Here is a 3,726-nt window from a genome sequence, read left to right on the forward strand (position 1 = left end):
TAAATATAATAATTTAAAAGGTATAGTCCGTTTAGACTATACCTTTAGTGTTATTTTATCGAGCAATTAATGCAAATACCCCCCAGCCTAAGTATTCTCGTGTAAAACTAACATGACGTTTAGGGGCTATGGTCAATTCCGTTCGAATTTCTTGAGCAAAATCATCGGCACTATTTTTGTCAAGCCAACGGCGCATAGTCATCCATTTAGCAGCTTCATATCTATCCCAACCCTCTTGATCTGCCAGTACCATTTCGACTAGATCGTATCCTTGATTGTCGAAAGAGATAACAAGCTCAGATAAAGTTAAAAAATCTGATATGGATGAAGCACCACAAGCTTGTGCTATCTCTTGTGTTGTTGGAATTTGCCGCCAATATGGTTCTCCGATAAGAATAAGCCCACCTGTTTTAATACTTTTTGCTAGTAGCTCGATAGTTTCGATTACACCACCAGCAATCCAAGTTGCTCCTATGCATGCTGCTATATCACATTTTTTATCACTAATATAATCTGAGGCATCATGATGGATAAAATGTACTCGATGGCTGACGCCTAACTCTTCTGCTCTAGATTTTGCTTGTAAAGTAAACAGCGGGCTTATATCGATGCCAATACCTGTAATATTGTAATCGTGAGCCCAAGTACATAGCATTTCACCAGAGCCACTTCCGAGATCAAGAATTTGCCAGTTTTCTTTCATTCGTAATACTCGACCTAAGGTGGCATATTTCTCTGGTGTGAAAGGGTTATGAATACGATGCTCACTTTCGCTAATAGTGAAAATACGAGGAATATCCATTTTAATTTCCTTTAATTGTTATAAAAGAGAGTGTGGACATTATTAAACCTAGTAATATTATTGATATAATATTACTATCTAACTGATTTAATTTGCTTTTTAATTTTTTTAGAAAGGTAAGCTTATACGTTAGGACATCTAGATTTTGGCAATAATCTTTAATAAGAGTGATACAACTAGCTATAGCGCCAATAAACGTAAATTGGGTAGAAATAAGTAAAGAATAGTATTTTTGATGTGATGGATCCATACTAGAAAACCTGTTTAATCATCATATGCAATATAAGCAAACATATTGTGGTGCTTGCATGAGAATACAGCGCATTGAAACCAGCTATTCGCCCTAAAAGGTCGAAATAGTGGTTATTAGATGATTACATTTTCCAGCATCAAAGCCTCAGATAGGAATTAAAGGTTGTTTACACTAGGACATTTTCATCGATTTTTTAGATTTGTAAATGCGTAAGTCTGTAAAGTGTGAGCCGGATGATAGTTTTATTTTGGTTGAGCCATCTATTTACAATATATCAAAGTAAAAGATAGTGAACAGGGGAACCCCGGACCTTGGCCGACGCTTATCTTGCAGACCAAACTATTTCATGTGGTGTTTTATCAGGTGTATCGTAAAACCTTGTCCTCAGTGAAGAGAGTAGTGCAGAAGCTATGTTTAATAAGAATACAAAATAACTGGTTATAAAAACAGTACTTGCTTGTGTTGTGTCCGTGATTATCTTATTATTTCTAAATCGTGGGTGACTTATTACTTACCATACTAAATTTTATCAATACCTAGGGTATACAGGTATTAAACTTATTATTTTGATAATGTGTATCTATATAGGAGGATGAGTGAAAGGCAAAAGAGTTGTTATTGTTCATGGCTATACTGCATCTCCCAAGGATAATTGGTTTCCATGGTTGAAAGAAGAGCTTGGATCATTAGGATATGATGTCAGTATACCTATGATGCCTGAGCCTAATCATCCTAACCCTAATGAGTGGCAACAAAAACTTGCCGATGAAAACATAATACTTGATAAAGATACTATTCTTATTGGGCATAGTCTGGGATGTATAACTTTATTACGTTTTCTTTCTGAACAGGCTTGTGAAGATATAACAATAGGCGGGTATATTTTAGTCGCTGGTTTTAATAGTGAACAAAAAACTTTACCTGAGTTGAACTCTCATATTTATAATAACCTGAATTATAGTAAGTTAATTAAAATATCGGATAAAAGGGTATCATTAATATCATCCAATGATTGGATTGTGAGTCCTGATTCATCCAAAAAATTAGCTAGTCAATTACAAACTCAAGTTGTTATTGAAGAAGATGCGGGACATTTTCTTGATAAAGAAGGCTATATTAAATTGCCAGTCATGCTTGATATTTTTAAATATATGCTGAATCAATATAAGCTATAAATACAATATCAGAATATTCGTCAATTGGTTTTTATCAGTCATTTAAATAAAAGAAAGAAAAGTCGCCTTTACCTTTATAAAAGGCGACTGTTTACTCAGCGTGTAGTGTAACTTTTACCATGTTAATTTTGCAATAATCATCGCTTCACCCCGTCGATTATAAAAACACTAATTTATTCAAAATCTATCATCAAATTCAGTTAATATTTATGTTAATCGCGTTATGCCAGATATTACAGATAGCCTGATCCTCATCAAACCTTGGATCAGAAAAGACAACGTCCATAAACAGATAGCCATAAGGGTTATCTGCAGATAAAAGAGGAAAATGATGGACGATCTCAAAGAGCTGGAACTTTAAAAAAATTATGCAGGTTAGAATAAACCATAAATAGTAATAAAACTGTTTTTACATTTAAAGAATATGTTCTTGAGAAGTAGTGTTTACAAATGGAATTTATATGCATTCGACAACCCTATTACCGTCACTACATAAAAGTGTATTTATTTGGATCGCTACTGATGGTAGCAAGTTATTTTTAACATAATTCATGACTCTAGTGACAGGAAAACATTAACTTTAGTGCATCCTGAAGGCTTAGTCGCGTTGATTGATTTTTATATTTATAATTAACCTCTCAAGTTTATTAGTTGTTGTCGTGCAATTTCTACGGCAACAACTAGTACATAGCTGCTAGTTGTATGTGGCATTTGAAACACAAATGTATATAAATTTATTCTTAACTTACTAAAGTTACTTATTTTCTATTTGGTTAAAAATATAAGAGCCAACAATATTAGAACCATGTTTTGATAAGTGATGATAATCGGTATAAATAGTTTCTTTATTATCAATAACTAAGCATGTTTCACTATTGCATAATGCATTTTCAGCATTTATAAAAAATACATTATTGTATGATTTGGATAAATTGTCTAATTTATCATTGATTTTGTTAATAATCTTTTTTTGTAAAGAATTACAAGGAATATTAAAATATTTACTTATTATTAAACTCTGTCTTGCCATGCATTCAAAAGATAATTGTTTCGTACCTTGAACATCACCAATGATATATAAATCAGTATAATAACCTTTAATATCATTAATAAACTCAACAATTTCATTAGTAGGGTCATATCTTACTTCTTTACCATTAACTCTTGAAATTCCATCCATACTATCGCTCCAAGTAGTAGCCCATATTATTTTCTTATTTGGATTTTCTTTTATAAACTTCAAAGTATTATTATAAGTTTCTTGGCAAATATTTTTGTTGTACGAAGAGTAATAATTTTTTGTTGAATTACAACCATCTTCTGCTAATGAAGCAACTTTTATTTTATTTTCTATAATATAATGGAAATAATGTCTTGCATGACTATTTCCTATAAGAATATATTCAAAGTCATTTTTATTTGAATTTAGATATAAATTTTTTAATGGCATCCCATCATGTCCTTCATATTTCTCTCTGTATTCTGCTAATGATAAT

General features: G+C 31.9%; 2 protein-coding genes and 1 pseudogene. 1 reads left to right on the top strand and 2 read right to left on the bottom strand.

What is annotated here, in order from left to right; genetic code table 11:
- Positions 1 to 55 precede the first annotated feature (55 nt).
- Positions 56 to 802: pseudogene (locus tag AACU98_RS00325) on the bottom strand (SAM-dependent methyltransferase); the annotation flags it as partial.
- An 849-nt stretch (positions 803 to 1,651) separates the two neighbouring features.
- Here AACU98_RS00325 and AACU98_RS00330 point away from each other — a divergent pair.
- A complete protein-coding gene (locus tag AACU98_RS00330) occupies positions 1,652 to 2,230 on the top strand; it encodes an RBBP9/YdeN family alpha/beta hydrolase (RefSeq protein ID WP_074561758.1) in 579 nt (192 codons plus the stop codon).
- A 754-nt stretch (positions 2,231 to 2,984) separates the two neighbouring features.
- Here the strand turns inward: AACU98_RS00330 and AACU98_RS00335 are convergent.
- Positions 2,985 to 3,726: SGNH hydrolase domain-containing protein (locus tag AACU98_RS00335; protein WP_237612237.1), on the bottom strand; the 742-nt coding region annotated here is incomplete at its 5' end.

Source organism: Proteus sp. G4380, assembly GCF_963885725.1.
Taxonomy (GTDB): domain Bacteria; phylum Pseudomonadota; class Gammaproteobacteria; order Enterobacterales; family Enterobacteriaceae; genus Proteus; species Proteus mirabilis.